Annotated in this window: 24 protein-coding genes and 1 pseudogene; 7 read left to right on the top strand and 18 right to left on the bottom strand. The window is 60.3% G+C overall.

All coding sequences use genetic code 11. The annotated features are described in order from the left end of the window. From HIJ39_RS05870 to HIJ39_RS05815, 12 genes are all read right to left on the bottom strand, one after another. Nucleotides 1-457 (bottom strand): hypothetical protein (locus HIJ39_RS05870; protein WP_243239379.1); only part of this gene is annotated, 457 nt, incomplete at its 3' end. Beyond that, the gene (locus HIJ39_RS05865) at nucleotides 457-753 is read right to left on the bottom strand and encodes a hypothetical protein (protein ID WP_169097681.1); all 297 of its coding nucleotides are present in this window, start codon (nucleotides 751-753) and stop codon (nucleotides 457-459) included. The genes HIJ39_RS05865 and HIJ39_RS05870, both read right to left, overlap by 1 nt. Before the next feature lie 251 nt (nucleotides 754-1,004). Continuing rightward, nucleotides 1,005-1,247, bottom strand: a complete 243-nt coding sequence (locus tag HIJ39_RS05860) for a hypothetical protein (protein ID WP_169097679.1) — start codon at nucleotides 1,245-1,247, stop codon at nucleotides 1,005-1,007. A gap of 3 nt (nucleotides 1,248-1,250) precedes the next feature. Continuing rightward, nucleotides 1,251-1,721, bottom strand: coding sequence for a hypothetical protein (locus HIJ39_RS05855; protein WP_169097677.1), 471 nt, complete (start codon nucleotides 1,719-1,721; stop codon nucleotides 1,251-1,253). Beyond that, complete coding sequence (locus HIJ39_RS05850) at nucleotides 1,718-2,056, bottom strand: DUF7694 domain-containing protein (protein ID WP_169097675.1); 339 nt, start codon at nucleotides 2,054-2,056, stop codon at nucleotides 1,718-1,720. The genes HIJ39_RS05855 and HIJ39_RS05850 overlap by 4 nt, the downstream gene beginning before the upstream one ends. After that, nucleotides 2,053-2,391 carry a hypothetical protein gene (locus tag HIJ39_RS05845; RefSeq protein WP_169097673.1) on the bottom strand — a complete coding sequence of 113 codons (339 nt, stop codon included), beginning with the start codon at nucleotides 2,389-2,391 and terminating at the stop codon, nucleotides 2,053-2,055. Before HIJ39_RS05845 ends, HIJ39_RS05850 begins: the two co-directional genes overlap by 4 nt. Further along, the gene (locus HIJ39_RS05840) at nucleotides 2,388-2,543 is read right to left on the bottom strand and encodes a hypothetical protein (RefSeq protein ID WP_169097672.1); all 156 of its coding nucleotides are present in this window, start codon (nucleotides 2,541-2,543) and stop codon (nucleotides 2,388-2,390) included. The genes HIJ39_RS05845 and HIJ39_RS05840 overlap by 4 nt, the downstream gene beginning before the upstream one ends. A 24-nt stretch (nucleotides 2,544-2,567) precedes the next feature. Continuing rightward, nucleotides 2,568-2,744 carry a hypothetical protein gene (locus tag HIJ39_RS05835; RefSeq protein ID WP_169097670.1) on the bottom strand — a complete coding sequence of 59 codons (177 nt, stop codon included), beginning with the start codon at nucleotides 2,742-2,744 and terminating at the stop codon, nucleotides 2,568-2,570. Beyond that, entirely contained in the window at nucleotides 2,741-2,884 is a 144-nt protein-coding gene (locus tag HIJ39_RS05830) for a hypothetical protein (RefSeq protein WP_169097668.1), read from the bottom strand. Before HIJ39_RS05830 ends, HIJ39_RS05835 begins: the two co-directional genes overlap by 4 nt. After that, a complete protein-coding gene (locus HIJ39_RS05825; RefSeq protein WP_169097666.1) occupies nucleotides 2,881-3,210 on the bottom strand; it encodes a hypothetical protein in 330 nt (109 codons plus the stop codon). The genes HIJ39_RS05830 and HIJ39_RS05825 overlap by 4 nt, the downstream gene beginning before the upstream one ends. 111 nt (nucleotides 3,211-3,321) lie before the next feature. Then, on the bottom strand, nucleotides 3,322-3,675 hold the full coding sequence (locus tag HIJ39_RS05820; protein WP_169097664.1) for a helix-turn-helix domain-containing protein: 354 nt from the start codon (nucleotides 3,673-3,675) through the stop codon (nucleotides 3,322-3,324). Nucleotides 3,676-3,735: 60 nt separating this feature from the next. After that, a complete protein-coding gene (locus HIJ39_RS05815) occupies nucleotides 3,736-3,957 on the bottom strand; it encodes a helix-turn-helix domain-containing protein (protein WP_169097662.1) in 222 nt (73 codons plus the stop codon). Nucleotides 3,958-4,035: 78 nt separating this feature from the next. Here HIJ39_RS05815 and HIJ39_RS05810 point away from each other — a divergent pair, with 78 nt between their 5' ends. Together HIJ39_RS05810 and HIJ39_RS05805 are read left to right on the top strand one after the other, a co-directional pair. Further along, nucleotides 4,036-4,299, top strand: a complete 264-nt coding sequence (locus tag HIJ39_RS05810; protein ID WP_169097660.1) for a helix-turn-helix domain-containing protein — start codon at nucleotides 4,036-4,038, stop codon at nucleotides 4,297-4,299. Then, nucleotides 4,286-4,501, top strand: coding sequence for an immunoglobulin domain-containing protein (locus HIJ39_RS05805; RefSeq protein WP_169097658.1), 216 nt, complete (start codon nucleotides 4,286-4,288; stop codon nucleotides 4,499-4,501). Before HIJ39_RS05810 ends, HIJ39_RS05805 begins: the two co-directional genes overlap by 14 nt. A gap of 133 nt (nucleotides 4,502-4,634) precedes the next feature. Here the strand turns inward: HIJ39_RS05805 and HIJ39_RS05800 are convergent, their stop codons facing one another. Then, nucleotides 4,635-4,862, bottom strand: a complete 228-nt coding sequence (locus HIJ39_RS05800; protein WP_169097656.1) for a helix-turn-helix domain-containing protein — start codon at nucleotides 4,860-4,862, stop codon at nucleotides 4,635-4,637. A gap of 88 nt (nucleotides 4,863-4,950) precedes the next feature. Between HIJ39_RS05800 and HIJ39_RS05795 the strand changes: the two genes are divergently transcribed. The 5 genes from HIJ39_RS05795 to HIJ39_RS05775 all read left to right on the top strand — a co-directional run bounded on the left by HIJ39_RS05795 (nucleotide 4,951) and on the right by HIJ39_RS05775 (nucleotide 9,419). Next, complete coding sequence (locus HIJ39_RS05795; RefSeq protein WP_169097654.1) at nucleotides 4,951-5,778, top strand: S24 family peptidase; 828 nt, start codon at nucleotides 4,951-4,953, stop codon at nucleotides 5,776-5,778. A gap of 12 nt (nucleotides 5,779-5,790) precedes the next feature. Beyond that, nucleotides 5,791-6,519, top strand: coding sequence for a DnaJ domain-containing protein (locus tag HIJ39_RS05790; protein ID WP_169097652.1), 729 nt, complete (start codon nucleotides 5,791-5,793; stop codon nucleotides 6,517-6,519). 23 nt (nucleotides 6,520-6,542) lie between these two features. Further along, entirely contained in the window at nucleotides 6,543-7,466 is a 924-nt protein-coding gene (locus tag HIJ39_RS05785; RefSeq protein ID WP_169097650.1) for a restriction endonuclease, read from the top strand. Between the two features lie 2 nt (nucleotides 7,467-7,468). After that, a complete protein-coding gene (locus tag HIJ39_RS05780; RefSeq protein WP_169097648.1) occupies nucleotides 7,469-7,654 on the top strand; it encodes a hypothetical protein in 186 nt (61 codons plus the stop codon). Between the two features lie 220 nt (nucleotides 7,655-7,874). After that, complete coding sequence (locus HIJ39_RS05775) at nucleotides 7,875-9,419, top strand: recombinase family protein (protein WP_169097646.1); 1,545 nt, start codon at nucleotides 7,875-7,877, stop codon at nucleotides 9,417-9,419. Nucleotides 9,420-9,473: 54 nt separating this feature from the next. Here the strand turns inward: HIJ39_RS05775 and HIJ39_RS05770 are convergent. From HIJ39_RS05770 to HIJ39_RS24040, 5 genes and pseudogenes are all read right to left on the bottom strand, one after another. Continuing rightward, a pseudogene (locus HIJ39_RS05770) lies at nucleotides 9,474-10,334 on the bottom strand (protein prkA); the annotation flags it as partial. Nucleotides 10,335-10,423: 89 nt separating this feature from the next. Further along, complete coding sequence (locus HIJ39_RS05765) at nucleotides 10,424-11,758, bottom strand: SpoVR family protein (protein ID WP_169097644.1); 1,335 nt, start codon at nucleotides 11,756-11,758, stop codon at nucleotides 10,424-10,426. A 2-nt stretch (nucleotides 11,759-11,760) separates the two neighbouring features. Beyond that, complete coding sequence (yhbH, locus tag HIJ39_RS05760; RefSeq protein WP_169097642.1) at nucleotides 11,761-12,897, bottom strand: sporulation protein YhbH; 1,137 nt, start codon at nucleotides 12,895-12,897, stop codon at nucleotides 11,761-11,763. A 146-nt stretch (nucleotides 12,898-13,043) separates the two neighbouring features. After that, nucleotides 13,044-15,200, bottom strand: a complete 2,157-nt coding sequence (locus HIJ39_RS05755) for an FtsK/SpoIIIE family DNA translocase (RefSeq protein WP_243239377.1) — start codon at nucleotides 15,198-15,200, stop codon at nucleotides 13,044-13,046. Beyond that, entirely contained in the window at nucleotides 15,200-15,970 is a 771-nt protein-coding gene (locus HIJ39_RS24040; RefSeq protein ID WP_243239376.1) for an undecaprenyl-diphosphate phosphatase, read from the bottom strand. The genes HIJ39_RS05755 and HIJ39_RS24040 overlap by 1 nt, the downstream gene beginning before the upstream one ends. Nucleotides 15,971-15,989: the final 19 nt, after the last annotated feature.

Genomic DNA, 15,989 nt, shown 5'->3' with positions numbered 1-15,989 from the left:
GGCTGGTCCGGAGGCTGGTCCGGAGGCTGGCCCCGAGGCTGGCCCCGAGGCTGACCCCGAGGCTGGCCCCGAGGCTGACCCCGAGGCTGGCCCCGAGGCTGACCCCGAGGCTGGCCCCGAGGCTGGTCCGGAGGCTGGTCCGGAGGCTGGCCCCGAGGCTGGCCCCGAGGCTGACCCCGAGGCTGGCCCCGAGGCTGTCTCTACCTCCCTGATCGCTGGGGTGCCCCGCGCGTTGCCGTTGCAACATGGCAATGAGCAGATTCGCCGTCAACGGACTATCCACCCAGATCACCGGCACGGGGGTGTGACCCGCGAGTTCATACGCTCGCGCCAGGGCGGCTTCAGCGCGTGGGCGGTCAGCGGGCGCTGTCGCGAGCCCCGCTGCCAAGTATTTCCGGTGATATGCCGCGAGTTGTGCTTGCTCCGCGGCTGTCAGGGGGCCCGTGCGCCGGGCCATCAGTCTAGCACCTGCCGTACTGCCTGCTCGTAGGGGGCGTACTCGCGTTGATAGGACACTCTGTAGAGCCCCGCCGGGAGCGGGATCGTCCCATGCTCCTCATGCGTAATCGCGGTGTCCTGGGGAGCACGGATATACACCGTGCCATCCTCCGCCTCGTAGAGCAAGCCGTCCATCAACAACCGGTGCGCATGCCCCGTCACCTCACCGTAGGCCACCACAGCGCCTGCTTTGGGGTGCAGGTCGGCGGGCACCTCGTTCACCGGGATTAATAAGACATCACCGTGTCGGTACATGATTCATCCTCCTTCTTTGTAATGCTATACACTGCATGGTCGGCGCCTGCCAGGGGTGGTAGTGTGCCACCCGACCTTCCGGTCCGTGATGCCGGGCCGGCAAGCCCACCTGGTCCGTGATGCCGGGCCGGGCGCTTTCCCAGAGCTACCCCGGCACGCCACCGACCGCAATTCTCACGGTTTTGTGACCGTGGCCTGCCTCCACAGGAGGCCCGGTCCTCAGCGAGGGCCGGACCCTCCGGGGAGGCCATCTAAAGGGGACCCGCGACGTGATGCAGAAATCGCGGCTGCCCCGCATAGCCGTCATGGATTAGTACGGTGCCGAGGTACCACGGTTCGTTGCGCCGTTCTATAGCCACCGCATGCTTTTTAACAAGCGTTTCCGCAGCATCAAGCGAGATGCCCGCGGGAAAGATGACAACGCGTGCGTTTGGTCCTCGGACATCGCTTTCCGTGGGAAGCTCCTTCCCGGGCCAGCAGCAGAAATGCCACATCGTCTACACCTCCCTGCTGAGAAAGCGCAACAGCGCTGCGGCTAATGCCGAAGCGGGATCGATGCCCATGGCCGCGGTGCCGCACGCCTGTTCGCATTCCACCGTGGCGTCATACAGTTGCTCTCCGATTCTTTCCAGATGGACCTCCCAGCGTGTATAGGAGGCCATCACGGCGGTCAGCGCTTGCCAGAGATTCGTCATCTGGCTAAAATCCCGCGCCACTCGGTCAAAGCAATATTGGTATCCATCAGGGTCGGCGCGGATCGCGTCCTCGCACTCCTGCGAAAACGGCAGGTAACCATGCTCTCGCGCATACTGCGCTTCACAGGTGCGGCAGATCGCGCCAATGCCCTGCGCGGGATGGCGATCATGCCCGAACGCGCACGTCTCTGCCGCCTCCCAGGCTACTGTGCCGAATCCTCGCTGTTCCAAGGCTTCGGCTAAGGGCGTGTTGAGATCCACGTGCCGATTCATGGCAACACCACCTTTCCGTGGGGCCGCTCCACGTGCAGATGAAAGCAAAAGTCGTGGAGGTTCACGTACTCCCGCTCGGGCGGCAGGTGCATGACCACGTTTTGGTCCGCCGGGCCCAGCGCGTATCGGGCTTGAGCCACCTCATCCCATGTGGGATAGCGCGTGGGATGCGAGATGGACAGGTGCCAGCCGTCGGGCTCGTCCGTCGTGACGAAGATTGTGCATTCGCCCATGACATAGACGCGCACCGATACACCGAGGAGCTTACGCGCCTGGACTTCCACTTCCGGACGCCGCGCCGGATACGGCACGGCGGTTTGTGCGGTGCGCTTCATGGGATCACCTCCTGAGTGAGCGCCGCGTGGAGGGCGTTGCGGAGGGCGTGGAACGGCCTCTCTCCACCCCCCTCAGAACAGTGATCGCCGTCCCAACACTGGGCTTGCGCGTCCTGATCGAGATACGCCGAGTCCATGCGATACCAGCGAGCCTCCGGCTTCTGCTCCCGCCACGCCTCCACCGCAGGTAGAAGGTACTCGGCCTTGGTGAAGTCATGCGGAATAGGTCCAATAGCCAGACGTTCACTGGGAAATTGCCATTCCCACGCCAACCCTTCATCCAACCCCAGCGCCGTCAGCGCCTCCGCTATGGCGCGGTCCTTGTCGTCGCTCATGCCTCCACCCCTTCCCGCATCATGGCGTCGGCCACCCGCAGGCGAAACCGCTGGTGGATCACCATCTTGGCCCCAAACAAGAAGCCCCGCTCCGATAGGTGCAAGCGGTGACTGTGAGCGTCACCGTGGTCCACGCCACGTCGTGCGCCCATTCCTGCCGTCCACACCCGATGCAGCTAATCATGGGCCACCCGCGCTTCCTCGGCATCGGATGCCAATGTGGCCCGGCACTCCGCACACACGCTGTCAGCTTCCCACTCGGTCGTGATTGCCTCCGTCTCGCACACCACGCACAACGGCGGATCAAAGGTGCAGTCCGGGCAGAGGCACAGCGTGCCGTCGTATCGGGTCATGCCGACACCTCCCCGGCCTGCCACACGAGTCCCCAGCCGTGGCAGGCGGGGCACACCCGATTCGGGCGCACCCCCGCCACCGCCTCGCCGGTCCACACGACGCCCGATCCCGAACAGGTGAGGCACGTTTCCGCGCTCACGAGACCACCTCGACGTCGCTGCCGACGACCCGCGCATCGCACATCCACTTCACCAAGTCGTCAATCTCCGCCTCGAGCCACATCTGCAAGCAATCCGTGTCGCACCAGAGCGCGCTGGGATACCGTTGCAGGCTGGCGAAGTACCGCGCCAGTTCCGGGGCCAGCACGACGCCCTGCGTAATCGTGTCGCCGCATTGCGGACATTCGCGGGTTGGGCTATAATCGGGTTCGAGCGCTGTTTGATAGGCCGCGACCGCGACGTCGCGGCTTGTCGTTTGCGTAAAGGGCGCCAACATGTGCGCCATCAGCGGGTGCAACTCAGCCATGCTGTTCCGCCTCCTCGTTTTTCTTTTGCGCCTCCGCTTCCGCCTGTTGGCGGAGTAACACGCGCTCGGCCCAGCGGATGAGATCCAGATAGGTCCAGCCCGTGTCTGTCATCAGGCCGCCTCCGGGCCGTTAGCACAGGGCGCATCTTGCAATATCTGATGCACCAGCCAATTTGCATAGGCAATCAGGGCGGGTTCTTGCAAGACGGTGGCCAACTGGCAGACCGTCAAATAGTCAATGTCCTTCTTGCCGCGCTCGGCCTTGGCCACCGTAGACGGGCATTGGTACACGGCGGCGCGCTCCGTCAGCGCTTCCAAGGGCCACCCTTGGCGATGCCGCGCCCGGCGGATCATGGGGCCGAGGTGGCGACTGGGGAGCCAAATCAGTGGCGCGTCGGGGGCTTCCACGGTGCGTTGCGCCTGGTTCTGCCGCTTACCCGGAAAGGCAATGGCGGTCGTCTTCATAGAACTTCCACTCCTTTGGCGTCTAATTCTTCACGCGCCACGTGGCGCGTGTGATATGCTCTACTCGACAGTCCGCGTCTTGGTCGGTGTCGGGCTGTCGTCAACGAACAGTTGGCTAAGCGGCACACGGAGCGCCTTGGCGATCTCCTTGTACACCGCTTCTGTTGGGTTAGCTTTGCCATTCTCAATCTGAGAGAGGAACGAACGCCCACAATTCGCAGCCATCGCCAGTTCTTCTTGGGTCATGCCTCGGAGTTGGCGCAACCGTCGAATCTGATTCATGGACGAGTCCTCCTTTCTTCTAGGAGATGTTGTCGTGAACAACACCTTTGTCGTCATTGTAATGTTGGTGTGAGCAACATGTCAAGCGACTTCAAGAAAAATGTTGCGTGTTTGCCTGAACGCTTACGGACGGCTCGCGAACAGGTTGGCCTGTCTCAAGCGGCTTTGGCCCGCCGCTTGTCCATCGGTCGCCCGACGTTGGTGCAGTATGAGTCAGGACACATTTGCCCTTCAGTTCCTGTGTTAATCGCCCTCGCGGACGCCCTCGCGGTCTCCTTGGACTGGCTCACCGGACGCACGGACGATCCTCCGAAAGGAGGTGAATCGGATGAATCCGATTGACCTGTTACGCCGGGTGCACCGGAAGGAGTGCCCTGAATGTGGGAGTACGGCCTACATTCTGCTTCCGGCTCAAACGCGTGTTCCCGTCCAACAAGGCGGCTCGCTCGGTTTTACGGTGCATCTGTGTCGTCAGTGCGGCTATGCTCGGTGGTTCGTGGACGCGGAGACGTTTTCGTGGATGGAAGCGAACCTCGAATCTTGAGGTGCATGTCTCCACTCTGCGTGTCACCCACAATCATCCATATAAAGGATGGAGCGTCGTCCATGAGGCGTTCACCTCCTCTCGAAGGCCCATGAGGCCAAAGATCGCGCGCCGCGTGGCGCGTTGTGGTATCCTATCCCCGAGCCGTCGCAGTCTGGGGAGGCGACGACGGCTCAGTATCATCGAGCAAATGCTCCATCGGGACATCAAAGATATGAGCCAACTCTTTCAGCGTTTCCCTGCCAGGAAGCGCATGGCCGTTCTCGATGTGGCTGATGAAGTATTTGGACCGATTGACACGTTGTGCGAGTTCGGCCTGAGTGAGGCCATGTTTGATTCTCAGTTCTCTGAGACGGTTCATCTTGTCCTCACTCCTTTGTTCAAGTTGCATAGAATGCAACTCTTAGTGTCATTTTACGTTGCATTCTATGCAACGTCAAGGGGTTAGAGTGAAAACCAAAGAAAATTATTTTGGGCGCAAATTGCGAGAAGCGCGGTTAAAGAAAGGTCTGACGCAAGAGGCGTTGGCCGAGGTCGTTGGCCTAACAAAGTCCCAGATTTCGCGGTATGAAAGCGGCAAGAGCGGAGCCACCCTGGATATTGTCGCGAGATTGGCGGAAGCGCTCGACATAGGCAACTTCGTGAAATTGCTGGATCCGTTGCCGGGGCTCGGTCCGGCGAACGACAGCGCTCAGCACAAAATGGCCGCACAACTGCCGGAGGTTCTCCCCGTGCGCCCCGTCCCCATTTTGGGCCGCATCCATGCGGGTGTGCCGTGGCCTGCGCAACCGGACCGCGACGGCGACGTGCTGATCCCCCCGTCGCTCCCGGCTGATTTTGCCTTGCGAGTGCAAGGCGATTCCATGGTCGGTGCGGGCATTATGCCCGGCGATTTGGTCATCTGCCGCAGTACGGAGTCGCGGACCCCCCAGCACGGCGATATCGTCGTCGCCTTGTTCCAGGGAGAGGATGCCACATGCAAGTACCTCATCCGGGACGGCGGTCGGTGGAAACTCCGGGCGGCGAATCCCCGTTATCCCGATCGGATTTTGGCCGCCCCGGACGATCCGGTGATCCAAGCCGTGGTCGTGAGCATCCAGAGCGATCCCAAGAATCGCAAGGCGCCTGATTTACGCGAACTCGTCCAGCAATCCGATCTGGTGGATCTCCAGGGCCTCACACCCGACCAGCGGCGGTTAGTGAGACAAATGGTGAGACAGTTGAAAGCGCGCGGCGAAGGCTCCGATGAGATACCGGATGATTTACCCTTCTTTTAAGAGGTGTGACGAGTGACATGGTATGAAGTTTTGCAAATATCACGACACGCGACGCCCGATGAGATTAAACGTGCCTACCGACGTCTTACGCTCGTTCGGCACCCGGACGCGGGTGGGTCTACCGAAGCCATGCGCGAATTGCTGGAAGCCTACCGGATCTTGTCCGATCCTCGGTTGCGCCAGGACTATGATCGGAAGCTCGGCCCTGAGAAGCCGTCAGACCAGGACAACGCTTTTCATGAAGATGCGACGGATTCTTCCGCCATCCCCCCGATTATTCTTGGGTCACCGCCGCCGGTGATCCATCGGAACCAACGCGTCCTCGCACGGAGTAACGGCAAGACAGTCGCGCAGTCGCGTTGCGCGGTGGGGATTCATTCGGTAATCGCGATCCCCCCCGAGTCCTGCGTTGTCGTGCTTGCTGTTATTCGCAATTTGTCGGCACAAATTCAGCCCGTCTGTGCGCGAGATACGGTTTTGCTTGACCAATTTGGCCTGCAGTCATCGGGCGAGTCTGCATGGGACATCCTTGAGAACAATGGCCTCTCGGCACTGTGGTCTTCTGATGTTGAGGTGTGGCCCAAGGCGATGACGCGATTGGGCATGTATTATCCGTGGGACGGGTTTGGTGTCCCTCGACGCTGGGTGGCACGCTGGTCTTATTTTGAACCAGGGCATACCAGTGGTTTCGTAAAAGGATATATCGATATCGATGTGCCTTTAAAAGAACTCACCCAGTAGGTGTTGACAAGGAGGTGTTCGGATTGGCTGCCCTCGTCGTCCTAATCTTGGCGGCCGGCGCGATCTTCGCCTGGCTTCGATATCGAGCGCATCAAGAAGATCTCTTGCGCACGTCGGGGATTCGGGAGATCGACCAGATGTCTGGAGTCGCCTTCGAAGCGCGGCTCGCGTTGCTGTTCCGTGATCTCGGATACCACGTCGAGACGACTCCGCGTACCGGGGACTACGGGGCCGATCTAATTTTGTCCCGTGCGGACGAGCGTGTTATCGTCCAAGCGAAACGGTCCAGTCGCACGGTGGGCGTCAAGGCTGTGCAAGAGGTCGCAAGCGCGCTTCAATTCTACGGCGGCACCTATGCGATAGTTGTGACGAATGCGCAATTTAGCCAGAACGCTTACACCATGGCCCAGCGACTCGGGGTCGCATTATGGGATCGCCAGACGTTGGTGTATCAACTGAATGCAGCACGTCAACGTTCGGACTCGGGAGCACCGATTTACCAAGTGCCGCAGAACGGCGAAGGGTGGATCAGCCCGTTGCTCCAATGGGTCGAGAACGAACACAGCGCCGGACATTTGCGCGGACGACAAATCCTGGCGATCACGCCAGACATCGATGACGAACACACCCGCGCAACACCTGTCATTCGGCTGGACGCATCATTGCGTACGCTCGATGGCGACGAAGACGGTTTGTATACGCCGGACCGGTTCCCGACGCCGGAGGCCTTGAAAGCGCATATTGGCACCCTCCCGGATTTTGGGGTTCTGATGATTTTCGGGCTTGAGCAGTGGGATCCGGATGTTCTCCTTCAATCCATGTTCCCGTGGCGGGAAGACGTTTTTGTGTTGGCATTTTCGGCGCACCCGGAGCACGTCGAACCGGTGATTCGTGCGCAGTTTAGTGCCGAAGTGCCCTTTCAGCTAACGGGGGTTGCTCTACGGTAAACGTGGAGACACAGCATCGGGCGATCGTCGTTACCTTGGCCGAGGCCCTGCAGGTCCAGGGGGCGGTGGTGCTTCCGGCGAACTGGGAACGGCAGATCCATCAGCGCTGGGTTGAGGCCGCACAACGGTTAGGTATTCCGGTCGACGCGATACCGGCGCAGGTGGCATTTCGTCGTAATCGCCCCTGAGGAAGCCTTCCACCATTTCGAGGAAGGTGGTTGGACGGGGGGGTATTGGGCGTTTCATCGGACAAGACTCCTTTCGTCGTAAGGAACAGCCGCCTCCCAGTGGGACGGCGGCTACTTGAAATACTTAGCGGGACGTATCACGTTGTCCTTTTGTTTGCAGCAATAATGGAACGAAATTGTCATACGGCGGAAACAATTGAAAGTGCAGGAGGGAGGACGAATGCGCCCAGATTCAGCCAGTAGCAGTACTTCTCACCATGTACGTGCGGCTCTCTACTGTAGAGTCTCCACGCTCGAACAGTCGTCCGAAGGGCTCTCCCTGGGGGCGCAAGAAGACCGCTGCCGGGCGTTTGCGCACGCCAAAGGCTGGCAGGTCGTGCAGGTGTATGTCGATGGCGGGGCCTCTGGGAAGTCGCTGGATCGCCCGGCCATGCGCCGCCTCCTGGCGGATGCACAACAGCGTGTCTTTGATACCGTGCTGTTCTATCGCCTGGATCGCTTGAGCCGTCGCCAGCGGGACATTCTCTATCTGTTGGAGGAAGTGTTCAATCCGCTGGGCATTGGCATCCAGTCGGCCACGGAACCGTTCGACACCACCACGCCCATGGGCAAAGCCATGCTCGGCATGCTCGCGGTGTTCGCGCAGCTCGAGCGCGAAACGATTGTCGAGCGCACCAAAATGGGCCGCGCCCAGAGCCTCAAATTGGGCCGCTGGCAGGGCGGCAAGGTGCCGTATGGCTATCGCCGCACCGGCCGTGGGCAACTCGCGCCCGACCCCGTGACCGCGCCCATCGTGCGGAGTCTCTTTGAAAAAGCGGCCCATGGTGCGGGGCCGTATGATTTGGCCAATTGGCTCAATACCCAAGGCATCGCCGCGCCCGGCGGCGGTGCGTGGTGGGATCGCGTGCTCGAAAAGCTCTTGAAGAATCCCGTGTATCACGGGTATGTGGGCCGCACCGATCCCCATCCGGGCCATCATGAAGCGCTGGTGGATGAGGTGACGTGGGCGACGGTTCAACGGAAGTTTGCGGGGCGGCAACTCGGGCCCCATGCCGACCGCCCCGACTTTTGGATCGACGGGTTGCTCACGTGCCCCGCCTGCGGCAGTCCCATTCGCGGCGTGTATGTGCGGCCCACACCGCGCCCCGCCACCAGTTACGATGATCCCGTGCGACGCTACCGCTTCTATTATGCGTGCGCGAGCAAGAAGAATCGGCGGCGCGGGGGTCCGCTTTGCCCCAGCCGGTATCATCATGCCCCACAGATCCACGCGCAAGTGCTAGCACAGTTGCGCGCGTGGCACGCCGATCCCGTTGCGGTGGATCGGGCGCTGGCCATGTATTATGGCGTCGCGCGTCCTCCCGATTCTGATTGGGTAGCTCAGCAGACGGCCCTCGATGAGCGCGTGACCCGCTGGTACGACGCGTTCGAGCAAGGGGCCATTGATGCTGCCACGTTGCGCCAGCGCATCGACCGTCTGCGCCACCAGCAAGCCGCGCTCGAAGCCGTGCGTCCGATTCCTGCGCCCGGGCCCCAGTCAGTGGATGCCACGACCGTCCGGAGCTTTCTTGCCCACCTCGTCGACCGGTGGGACGCCATTACTCCGTCCGAGCGCCAAGAGCTCTTGCGGGGGCTCATCGCCGGGGGCACCATCACCGCCGAGGGCACCGTCACCCTGCGCCTCCGCGATTTGGCGCAAGAGTACCCCCTCAGCCCACCGCACCAACCATCCGTACCCCGTCATGACGATCCCCCCTCGCGCTAATCTATGCGGGGAGGCGCATGAGATTGCCTGCGGATTTACGGTTTCGATCTGCACGTCGGCATAGATCATCGAGAATCGGCCCGTCTTGATATTCTGTTCTTGAGAGAGTGTCAAGAGGCCGTAGAGAAACTTCTCGTCACTCTTCAGCATCTCGATGAATTCCATCATGCCGCGGTTGGCAATGTTAAGCTCGCCGTCGAAGCGATAGGCGCGCGGGTCGGACTCCGACCCGTACTCTCCAATGGTGGCCAAATCGATCGACCCGGTCAGTTCGCTGATGTCTTGACTCTTCGGGTCGCTTGGGGAAAAGGTGCCAATGCCCACCCGTTGCTTCTCTGAAAAGAGAATCCGTTCGACCGGCACTTCATCAATCTGTCCGTCGTAGATGTTCACCAGGCGCTGTCGACAGACGGGGCACAAATCGCCCTCAATATAGAGCCCATACTCTCGCTGGACTTCGGGCCGCAGCGCATCGGGGATCAGGTGAAGCGGTTCCTCGTGCATGGGGCAATCAGCAATGGCGTATGCCGCCCCTTGGTCCGTGCGCGAGTAGGCTTCGAGGCCGCGCTTCAACAGCGTCACCAGTGTCGACTTTCCCCCGCCCACCGGCCCCATCAATAGCAAGATGCGCTTTCTCACTTCGAGACGCTGAGCCGCCGAATGGAAGTAGTCCACCAGTTGGTCTAAGGCATGGTCCAAACCAAATATTTCACCGTCAAAGAACGTATAATGTCGGCCGCCGTCCTCGGTGGTTTCCACGCCATGATCCGCAATCATATCGTAAATGCGGGCATGAGAGAGGCGTGCCACACGCGGCTGCTCCCGTACACGATTGAAGTACTCGCGAAACGTGCCCTTCCAGCGCAAATCGCTCTCTTGACTTCGGTATGCCTGCAGGCGTTCCCACAGATCCATGATTGTCCCTCCCTTTCGAGAAATCGCTGACCCTTCCTTTCAGAGTTCACCGTAGTACCGGACTGTCTTAGTGAAGCCTCGACCGACAACTAAAGCACGACTTTGCTGTCCGCCTTACCGTCATAGCTCAGAATGACCCGCTTTTCCTCGCTGCGGGTCTCCAAGTGGACCGGCCGTCCCCACAATTGATGCACGTAGTGCAGTGCTCGCTCGGCAAACGGAATGTCCAAGTCAATGCCTTCGTGGCGATGAATCAGATAGAGTTCGCCGCGCTGATTAAAGTCGCCGTCGTTGACATGGATGACCGGAATACCCCCGTGCACCAACTCCCGCACTAGCTGCTCGCGCACCCGTTCAGCGGCGCGGCTTTTTAGCACCACCGCATCGTCCTCCGCACCATAAACCATCATATTGAGGCTCTCGACAATCTCCTCGTTCAGGTAGTTGCGAACGAATGACACATCGTCATCGACCGTCCGGGCTAAAAACATGGCCTCGCGGCCATAGCGACGCTCCAAATCGGTGAAGATGGCGTAGCCCAAAGCGTACGGGTTAATCTGGTACATCATGGGGGCGGTAACTTGACTGTGCAGACGCGCAAAGTCAAGATAGTCGTCATCTTCCAAACGCAGCTCCCGCATCAAGGTGACATGCCAGTAGCTGGCCCAGCCTTCGTTCATAATCTTGGTGCGGACTTGCGGCCAGAAGTAAAGCATCTCGTCACGCACCATACCGATAATGTCGCGTTGCCAATCCTCCAGATGCCGGCTCTCACGCATCAAAAACAGCAGCAGATCGTCTGTCTCCTCGGTACCCGCCTTCACTTCCGGCACTCGCCGGACGGGTGGGCTTTGCCCGCTCATGGTCAAATCCGCCCAGGCGGGACGCGAAAGCGCACTCGGGGGAGATCCCTCCTTCTGTCTGGCTGGCAGGGTCGGGCTCGGGGGGCTGACATGCTCCTCCAAGGCCAGCACTGCATCCAGAAAGCGCTCAACCTGTTCGCGGCCAACGTCGAACTCATACTGCCGCACGCGTTCCGCGTGCCGCGACACGACCTCAATCATGTCAGGCACCGTGTGCTGAAAACACTGGTTGTTCTTAAAGAAATCCACGTGGCCCATGACATGGGCGCGAACGAAGGTGTTCTCCAAATCGGAATTGGACTCCAGCAAAAACGCATAGGCAGGGTTGGAGTTAATCACCATCTCGTAGAGTTTGTTCAATCCGTAGTCGTAGCGCGTCTTCATCGCATGATACGCCTTGCCATAGGACCAGTGGGACATGCGTCCGGGAATGAGGTAAGCGGCAAATTCATAGAGAACCGGCGCGGGCACGCTTTCGAACAGCACGGGGTACGGATCCAATCCCATGTCCCGAGCCAGACTCCAGATTTCGCGGTCAGTCGGATAACGCTGGGGCCCCATCGCTAACCCTCCTTTCGCGGAAAGAAGGTCTTCAACGCTGGGTAGACGTCCTGCCGTTGCGTGATGGTGACCATTTTAAATCGCGGGTGCTTCACCCGGCTGAAGGCCGACATCAGCGTGCTGGTATATCCCCCTTCCCGAATTTCGCCGTAGCCAAAAACGTTCACATGGGGCAAGAGCGCTTCCAACACCTCGACAGTTCGGCGATTGTCAGCGTCTGACCAATTGTCGCCGTCCGAAAAGTGAATGGGGTAGATGTTCCAGCGCTGCGGTGAATAACGGGTCTCAATCACTTCTTGGCAGAGTTGATATACCGAGGACACCTTGGTGCCCCCACTTTCGCCCAGTTGGAAGAACTCTTCCTCGCTCACCTCTCGTGCTTGGGTGTGGTGCACGAGAAACACCACCTCCACGGCCCGATATTGGGTGCGGAGAAACTTCAGCATCCAAAAGGCAAAGGTCCGAGCCATCATCTTCTTAAAGTCGCCCATCGAACCGGAGATGTCGCGCATGGCGATAAACACCGCGTTGTCCTCCGGCTCGGGCTCGTCGACCCAGGTCTTGAATCGCAGATCATCGTCTCGCCATCCCCCCACCCGCGCTTGGCCCGTCTCCCGGGCATTGCGAAGCAGGTTTTGACGGAGACTGCGGCGTTTGTCCAGATTGCCCATTAATCCCTTAGGGCTGATATCCTTGAATTTGAAGGTGGGTTCTGGAATCGTGGCTTTCGTCTTAGGCTTGAGGTAGGGAAGCCCCAGTTCGTCAAACAACAAGCCGGCAATGTCGTCGAGGGTGACTTCGGCCTCAATGTAGTCGATGCCCGGCGTTTCTCCCGGCTGATCGCCTTGGCCGCCTTGCTGGCTTCGTTTGGGCAGTTTGCCCAGCACATCGCCTGGCTGCCCCTGCCCCTGATCCTGCCCGACCCGATCCCCCTGCCAGGGGTGAAATCGGAACTTGTACTGCTCTAGCGAGCGAATCGGTACCCGGACCACGTGCTTCCCGTCGGATGCCACGATCGATTCATCCGATACCAAGTCTGGCAGCCGTTCCTTAAGCGCCTGCTTAATCTTTTCCATGTGCCGGCGCTGGTCGGTCGCTCCTTTGCGCTGCAAAGACCAATCGGGCATGAACCCCGCCATGATGGACACCTCCCTTCTTTTGAGAGTGATCCATCCTATGCGCCTATCCGCCCAATTTTTCCTGGCCACCGCAAAAAATGCGCTCGTCTTCCCTAGTTCGCCAAGCCTGTCTTTATGAGGCACGCCTGAGCCCAAAATGGCGCCGTTTACGACTCGACGGCATTCTCTCCCCGGCCTTCGACCAGTTCCTGAAATTTTTCCAGCGTAAGATAGACATCGCGGGGACGCGCCCCATCCTGAGGACCGATGAAGCCGCGCGCCTCCATGGCATCTATGAGCCGCGCCGCCCGCGTATAACCGACCCGCATGCGCCGCTGCAGCATGGAGGTGGACGCTTGACCGCTTTCCACCACAATCCGAACGGCATCGAGAAATAGGCTGTCCGCTTCTTCCATTTGCGGCCCGTCATCACTAGCCTCGCCAAAATCAAGCGCCACCTGCTCCACCGCCGTTCCGGCCATGTGGTCCCGCAAATATTTGACCACCGTCTCAATCTCTTTCTCCGTAACGAAGGCGCCCTGCACGCGCAGCGGCTTGGGTGACCCTACCGGTGAGTACAACATATCGCCGCGTCCCAATAGCTTCTCGGCGCCCGCCGAGTCTAAAATGGTGCGCGAATCCACCTGGCTGGAGACGGCGAAGGCAATGCGAGATGGCACATTGGCTTTGATGGTTCCCGTGATGACATCCACCGATGGACGCTGCGTGGCCACCACCAGATGAATGCCCGCCGCACGCGCCATCTGTGCCAAACGGGCAATGGACTCCTCAACGTCCTGCGGGGCGACCATCATCAGATCCGCCAGCTCGTCAATGATGACCACCACCAACGGCAAATGTTCCTCGCCTACCTGATTGAACCGGGCTACGTCCCGGACACCAGCCTGCGCAAACAACCGATAGCGTCGTTCCATCTCCTGCACCGCCCAACGGAGCGCTCCCGCCGCCTTCTTGGGTTCCGTCACCACCGGGCTGATGAGGTGGGGAATGCCGTTGTAGACTGAAAGTTCCACCACCTTCGGGTCAATCAGCAAGAGTCGCACCACGTCCGGGCTGGAACGATACAACAGGCTGGTAATGAGCACATTGATGAGCACGCTTTTGCCGGAGCCGGTAGCGCCGGCCACGAGAAGATGGGGCATCTGGTCAAGCCGTGCCACCACCGGTGCGCCGGCCACGTCTCGGCCCAGCGCGACCGTCAGCGGCGAATCCGATTCCGTAAACGGTTGACTCTCCAACACCTCGCGCAGCAACACGGCAGAAATTTGGTCGTTGGGGACCTCAATGCCAATGGCTGACTTGCCTGGGATGGGCGCTTCGATACGCACGCCCGTAGCCGCCAAGGACAAGGCAATATCGTCCGCTAAGTTCACGATTCTGGACACTTTAACCCCGGGAGGCGGGACAATTTCAAAGCGGGTAATGGCCGGACCCTGGCTAACCTCGCTAAGGCGCACCTCAATGCCGAATTGGCGAAGCGATTCAATGAGGATGCGCCCGCGCTCCTCCGCCGATTGGCCACGCGCTCCCGCCCGAGTCAGCGAAGGCTCCGACAAAAGCGACATCGGCGGCGGCAGATAGGGCTGTCCACCCCGCGAAAACACCGGGGGTTGCACCGCGGGCCGCCGGGCGGGCTCTGGTACGGGAGGCTTTTGGGAGGGCACAATCTCCTCCAGCGGTTCTAAGACGGTGGGCTTGGTCCGCTTGACCGGCTTGGAGCGCGTCTTGGCTGGAGCCGGCGCGGGTGTTTCCGGCTGCTCTGGAAAAATCCAGTCCCGAACTCCCATCACCACCTTGACCAAGGCCCGCCCCATCGCTTTCAACACTGAGAGGGAAGCCCGGCTAAACACCGTGGCGCCCTCCACCACGCTGCCGCCAGTAATAAGCATGAATCCGAAAATCAACAGTACCAGGCCGAGGATGATGGACCCCGGACGGCCTAGGGCCAACGCGGCCAATGTGAGCAAATGAAGCCCAAGCCAGCCCCCCACCGAGCGTCCACCAAAGCCAAACAGCACCGTGAGTCCGAGATACGCGAAAAGCACACCCCAAGCGCGCCGCTGGCGGCTTAAACTAGGCTGATTGTACAGGCGTAGAAGACCCGTGGCCATAATCGCCGCGGGGACCACCCAGGCCATCCAGCCAAACACCGTGGTCAGCCCTTGGCCCAAATCCCGTCCCAGCACGCCGCTTCGAGGAAAAATCAACGACAAATAGCCGAGCACACCCAACGCTACCAAGACCACGCCCGCCATTTCGCGCCGCATGTCCCCGGTGATTTGCTTGAACAACGAACCCACCATTATCCCCCAATAAACCAGGCAGCGAGCGCGGCCAGCGCCGTGTAGAGCCCAAAGCCGCGCCAAAGCCGCGGTCGATTCACAATCCCTTTGACCCATTGTATCGCAACGGCACCGGTAACCGCAGCCAGAAGCGCGGAAATGATGAGCCAGACACTGGGAATGGAAGCCTGGACGAGGGCTGGCGCTTCCAAGATAGAGGCCCCCAAAATGGTGGGAATCGCCAACAAAAAGGAGAAGCGGGCGGCATCCTCGGGGCGTAGCCCGCACACCCGCCCCATGGCAATGGTGCTGCCGGATCGCGAGAGGCCGGGCCAGAGCGCCATGGCTTGGGCTAAGCCAATCAACAGCGCGTGGGCGGGTCCCATGTCCTCCATCCGCCGCTCCCCCTCGCCGGGCTTGGGGGTGGCAAAGAGAAGAAGACTGGTTCCTAGCCAGCCGAGAATCACCGCTCCCACGGTAAAGAACCGGCCCACCCATTCATCCAGCGCCAATCCCACCATGCCGGCAGGGATGCTGGCTAGCGCCAGACGCCAGAAGAGCCGCCATGCCGCAGGCACCCTTTGGACCAGCTTCCGTATGAAGGTGCCGAGCCATTGGCGATAGGTCCACAAGACCGCGACGAGCGTGCCCGCATGCAGCGCGACCTCCAAGGCCGCCCCCGGTGAGGCGACGCCAAACCAGGCTTTCAGCACCACTAAGTGCCCCGAAGAGCTTATGGGAAGAAACTCCGTCAACCCCTGAATGACGCCCAGCGCTAAGACCCATCGCATCGTTCCAACCCCCTGTCCT

Origin of the sequence: Sulfobacillus harzensis (assembly GCF_012933365.1) — a bacterium.
In the GTDB taxonomy this organism is placed as follows: domain Bacteria; phylum Bacillota; class Sulfobacillia; order Sulfobacillales; family Sulfobacillaceae; genus Sulfobacillus_B; species Sulfobacillus_B harzensis.
Note: the sequence above shows the minus strand (reverse complement) of the source record. Positions and strands in the feature narration are given on the sequence as shown.